Origin of the sequence: Bradyrhizobium sp. (assembly GCF_030697065.1) — a bacterium.
Lineage (GTDB): Bacteria > Pseudomonadota > Alphaproteobacteria > Rhizobiales > Xanthobacteraceae > Bradyrhizobium.
In genome coordinates, this window is record NZ_JAUYQU010000080.1 from 1 (window position 1) to 5,785 (window position 5,785).

Consider the following 5,785-nt stretch of genomic DNA (forward strand, 5'->3'; position numbering starts at 1 on the left):
CTGCGTCGACGAAGAGGAGACGGTCTCGACGATCTCGCCGACCGCGCCTTCGAAATCGTTTGCCAGCTTGATCATGTCGGCCTTGCGCTGTTCGGCCGCGCGCTTCTCCGACGCTTGCTGTTCCATTTTCAGATGCTCGACCTCCAGGCCATTCTTCTTGAACACTTCCACGGTGCGGGCCATATCGCCCACCTCGTCGCGGCGGTCTGTACCGGGAACTTCAGCTTTCAGATCGTTGCCGGCCAGCGCTTCCATGACTGCCTTCAAGCTGACAATCGGATTGACGATTCCGAACTTGGCGATCAGGAAACCTGCGGCCAGGCCGAGCAGCACACCGACCACGGTTACGATCATTAGAAGCCGTGAAGTGGTCTGATATTCTTCGCTCGCTTCTCTGGAGAGCCGATCGACGCGCTCAGCGAGCCCGTCGCCAGCGGTCCTCACCCGATCCTGCAACTGCGCGGACAAGGCACGGCTTTTCAGCGCATTGTCCCTCAGCTGCACCGTCTCCGGCGCAAGCTTGACATCCTTTGTCGCGTCCGCGAGCCGAAGCGTATTGTCCAGGCTCGCCTTGTACTCGGCCATCGCCTGCGCAATCGCAGGCATCATGGCCCTGACCTTGTCGTCGGTGGTCTTGCCGACCTCAGCGATCCGCTCCTGGTACATCTGCATTTGTTCGTCGATCACTTTGCGGACCGCTTCGCGGCTTTCGGGACCGGGATCAAGTGCGACACGGAATTCGGCCCGGTTGAGCGCAATGACGTTCTGATTGGAGCGCGCTGCCATCAGCGAGCGCTTTGCAGCCGCGTTCATGTACTCGGCGCGCGCATTGAGGGAGCCGAGCGCCTGGATGCCCATCCAACTGACCGCGCCGGCGATCGCTGCGAGCATCAGGATCACGGCCAAGATCTTTGTAATGATCTTGAATCTGGCAAGAATTGACATTCTATCGTTCCACTAGCTAGTTTCCAAGTGTGACCGCTATTGGTCACACTACCCGCACTGAAATAAGGAACTCGCCGACCTTGAGCTCTCAACTCGAGAGTTCCAGAATCGACGACAGCGAATCAAAATTGCCGGATTTGCGTGATGACTGCTTGCGTTTCAGTAATGCGATAAGAGCGATGCCATTCCGTTAATTTTACGGACGGTAAAATTACCGGCCAGACAGCCAATGAGGCTGTCTAACCCACCGTCTCCGCCACCAGCCGGATTCGAAACACCGGCTTCTTGGCGTCGTCCAGCAATTCCATCTGCCAATCGGCGTTTTGCTTGAGGCTGCGCGAGATCCCGCTGGCGCTGCCGGCCGAACGGCTACGCTACCAGCCTAATTCTCGATACCGGCTTCCTGGTCTCGTAAAATTACGGGACCCTGTGCAACCTAGCGTGCAATACCCCGCGCCGGAGCCGCTTACTGCGGCCAGACCGTTCCTGAATGTGAAGAACAAAAGGCGGCCCGCAACATGCGGGCCGTCAGTTTGTCGTGGGGCCCCGGAAGCTCCCGATCGTCAGGCCGCCCGCACCGTGTTGAGGAACTTGCCGACCTCGAGTTTGAGGCGGTTGCTGTCGCCGGACAGCGACTGTGCCGCGGAGAGCACCTGCGAGGAGGCCGAGCCGGTTTCGCTGGCGCCACGCTGCACGTCCATGATGTTGGACGATACCTGCTGGGTGCCCTGCGCGGCCTGCTGCACGTTGCGGGAAATTTCCTGGGTCGCCGCGCCCTGCTCTTCCACGGCAGCCGCGATGGTCGAGGAAATCTCCGACAGCCTTTCGATGGTGCCGCTGATCTCCTTGATGGCGTCAACCGATTCATGGGTCGCAGCCTGGATGCCGCTGATCTGCTGGCCGATCTCGCCGGTCGCTTTGGCGGTCTGCTCGGCCAGCGCCTTGACTTCGGAAGCCACGACGGCAAAGCCGCGACCGGCCTCGCCGGCACGGGCCGCCTCGATGGTGGCGTTCAGCGCCAGCAGGTTGGTCTGGCCCGCGATGGTGTTGATCAGTTCGACGACGTCGCCGATCCGCGCCGCGGCCTTCGACAGTTCGCCGACCCGGTCGTTGGTGGCGCGGGCCTGGTGGACGGCTTCATTGGCCATCCGCGAGGATTCCTGCACCTGGCGGCTGATCTCGTTGACCGACGACGACAGTTCCTCGGTGGCGGAAGCCACCGACTGCACGTTGGTGGACGCTTCCTCGGAGGCGGCAGCGACGGCGGTCGTCAGTTCCTGGGCACGATCGGCCGTCGAGGTCAGCGTGCCGGCGGAGGCCTCCAGTTCGGTCGAGGCCGAGGAAACCGTTTCGATGATCTCGCCGACCGCGCCTTCGAAATCGTCGGCGAGCTTGATCATATCGGCCTTGCGCTGCTGCGCCGCGATCTGATCCTGTTTCATTTTGGCTTCCGCTTCCTCCCGGGCTTTCTGCTCGGCCTTCACCTTGAAGGTCTCGACCGCCTGCGCCATGTCGCCGACTTCGTCACCGCGGCCGAGACCCGGCAGCACGACCTCGAAATTGCCTTCGGCGAGTTCGCGCATGCCGGCGCAAAGTCCGACCACCGGCCTGGAGATCGCCCGTCCGATCAGCCATGCCAGCACCATGCCGAGGACCAGACTGCCGACTGCAACCCAGACAATCATCGTATTGGCCCAGGCGATCAGGCTGGTTACCTCTTGCTCGATCTTGTGTTCCTCGGCGACCACGCTCTCCTTGATGGCCGCGGCTTCGGCGGCAATCGCTCGCGCAGCTTTCCGCATCTCACCGTTCATGAGCGCACTTGTTTCCTTGGAGTCGTGCATGGCTTTGGCGAACGCATCGTGGAATTTATCGGCGTTGGACCTGACTTCATCGAATTGCTTGCGAACGTCGGGATTGACTATTGCCGCCTCGAACGACGTCAGAACTCGCTTGAGATCCACAAACGCGGCTTCGGCGACCTTCACGAACGCCTCGTCATGGCGCGCAAGCGCCTTGTCGGAGTTGAGACGCACCTGCATGAGCAGCTTGATGGCCTCGCCGGCGAGGATCACGGTGTTGCTGTTGCCGGCCTGGACCGCGGCGTTTTTCTGCAACCGCTCCAGATCGAGGCGCAACTTCTGTCCGACCGGATCGAGCACTTCCTTCACCAGCTTTGCCTGCTCACGCTGCATCGGCACGACCTTGTCGAAATCCTTCGAATAGACGTCGAACTGATCGGCCATCGCCTTCACTTTCGCGTTCCGTACGGGGTCCTTGATACCCCTCAGCGCCTGGTCAAACTTTTCCCGCACGATCTTGCGGGTCTTGTCGGCAGCGGCGAAGTTCTCTTCGATGTTCTCCGAGACCTCACCGGCATAGCGCCGGAACGCCAGGAATTGCCGGTCGATGTCGCTGATGACGGCGCCATTGGTCACCTTTCGCGAATAGTCGTTGAAGTCCCGATCGATTTTCCCGAACTCCAGATAGGAAATGGCCGAAATCAGGCCTGTTAAGACGAGAATACAGCCAAATCCAATGGAGATCTTGGTGCTGATCTTGCGATTGGTGAAGAACCCGAACGCGCCGGACGGCGCGACGCTTGCGGAAGACGAAGACTTGCTCATGGTGAAATTCCTTCAAAATCGAGAAAAAGCAGGCGATCAGGATGCGTCGATGACGAAGCGCCGATTGCGCTTCTGAAGCGGGCGTGAGTTCTTGGGAAACAACGACGCGAATTTCCGAATCTGCTCGACGGATGCCTCGACAGGCTCCTTGTGAACCGTCCAGGTGAGGCCTTCGGAACAGGGAGGCGTCGTCAATGAACCCATGTAACGGAAATATCCGCCGCTCTTCGGCAGGATTCCCGCGATATCGATGGAACTGTCGGCCCGCACCTCCGGCCCTGCCTTGGCGGGCATCCGCTCGAAGAATGTCTGCAGTGCGACGTTCGCGGCACCCGGACGAATGAACACGCCGGTCACCGCGAGCGCTCCCGCACCCGACCTGTGCACGAAGTGGCATTCGAGATCGAAGCCTTTTCCAGCCAGCAAATGCTCGCTCGGGTGATGCATATGGAACTGCAGCAATTCATGACGCGTGCCGCCGATGACACAGGCACTGCCCGGATCGGCGTTGAACTGGATGGTATGGCCGTTGTTGACGATACGGAGCGGCAGCGGCCGGTAGTCATATTCGACCGAACCGACATCGCCCTTGATACCGTTGCTGAGGTCGATCGGCGTCTGCTCCAGGCCGAGCTGGCACATCTTGAAATCGGACTGGAGTTCACCCCATTTCTCGGGATTGCCGTCGCCTTCATAGCTCCAGTGCGCCGATGGCGCGCCACCATGCGGGGGCGCATCCGACGCGGCGGCTACGCCTGCCTTCAAGCAGCACGCGCAAGCCAACGCTCCGCGTATCAACATTCGCCGATCAATCGTCATTGCCGTTCTCCGGGGTGATTTGCCAAGGTAGGGTCATGTGTCCGGCATGAAATGACGGCCGCGCTTTAAGCGAGCTCGAATCGGCCGGCAATCTGGCCGACGGTCGCGGGGCACCGGCACGACGGCAGGCCCGATTGCATGATGCTTGTCATTCCATTTGTCCGAAAGGCGGGCGCTGTGGATTTCTTTGACTGGTGGTCGCCCGCTGTTGGAACAAACTACCGGCGAAAGTTCCAAATTAATCTTAACGGCGGTTCCCGTAAGAATACGGGGAACTGTGCAACAGCACGGATAAACGCACGCAACGCGCGATGTGGGTGCAGCTTCACACGTCTGAATGATTAACGCGCAGGCGTGATGACAGGTGAATATACCGATCATCGAGTCGAGATTGACTTTCGAAAAGCCGCAACGGCAGACGCTTTACGCCGGCGATAGCGGATCCTCATCCAGCGTCTCCGCCACCAGCCGTATGCGAAACACCGGCTTCCTGGTCTCGTCCAGCAATTCCATGCACCATTCGGAGTCTTGTTTGAGACTGCGCGAGATGCCGCCGAGCAGGTTGCCGCAGACCTTGGTCATCTCGGCCCAGGCGTCTTCGCGGCTCTCGAATTCACTCGCCTGATCGGAAGCGCCGGAATAGCGGCCATGGCTGATCCGGAAGAAATATTGCGACATGTTTTTACCCAAATTTTTGGGCCGCCCCCACAGCCTGCCGAGCATGGACCCAAATGACCCGGGAGTCGCTACCGACGCGTGAACAAATCGTTCCGTATGACTACGGCATCTCGCGTAGCTGGCGACGGGCTCGCACGAATTGACCCGGATGAGTGTGATGCAATGGCAAAATTGCCGCTGACTGTTCGCCAACCGCCACCCGACGGGCAAATCACTTCCGATTATCAGAAGTGAAAGTCAAGCCCCGAAAACAAAAATATTCCGCTTAACACGTCGGGCAAATCACCTTTACTGATTCGTCCGTCCCGCCCGAACGAGGGGCGTGCGCACGTCACGAACGCGCGGCGGGATGCGATGGACGCGACAGCGTCGGGCGCGCAAGGGATCGCAGGGCGGGATCAACTCCGTGAGCGATTATCCGGCGTGCGGACGAACGGCGCTGCAAACTGTCTTCGACGAACCTCGCCGGATTGGCTACGAGGTCCGGCGGGAGCTTTGGCGAGACGGGCGCGGACGAGCGAAATCGTGCAGGCCCGACGCCCCGACGCTGGCGTCAAGTCTTGCGGAGATTCATCCGGCCCAACCGGGTTTGGATGTATCAATCCGCAAGGCGATGGTGGCAACAAAGCCCGGTTCACCAGGGTGAGCACGTATAAGCCGTAAACCGTTGCGCGGGGAAAGCCGGATGATCCGGTTGCCCTGTGGTCTACTCGTGC

At 60.1% G+C, this 5,785-nt stretch carries 4 protein-coding genes; all 4 read right to left on the reverse strand.

From position 1 onward, the window contains the following. A partial coding sequence (locus Q8R73_RS05335) for an MCP four helix bundle domain-containing protein (protein WP_305718492.1) occupies positions 1 to 945 on the reverse strand: 945 nt, incomplete at its 3' end. Between the two features lie 563 nt (positions 946 to 1,508). Further along, a complete protein-coding gene (locus Q8R73_RS05340; RefSeq protein WP_305718493.1) occupies positions 1,509 to 3,572 on the reverse strand; it encodes a methyl-accepting chemotaxis protein in 2,064 nt (687 codons plus the stop codon). A gap of 36 nt (positions 3,573 to 3,608) precedes the next feature. Continuing rightward, positions 3,609 to 4,337, reverse strand: a complete 729-nt coding sequence (locus Q8R73_RS05345; protein WP_305718494.1) for a carbonic anhydrase — start codon at positions 4,335 to 4,337, stop codon at positions 3,609 to 3,611. 477 nt (positions 4,338 to 4,814) lie between these two features. Further along, on the reverse strand, positions 4,815 to 5,069 hold the full coding sequence (locus Q8R73_RS05350) for a hypothetical protein (RefSeq protein ID WP_305718495.1): 255 nt from the start codon (positions 5,067 to 5,069) through the stop codon (positions 4,815 to 4,817). Positions 5,070 to 5,785: the final 716 nt, after the last annotated feature.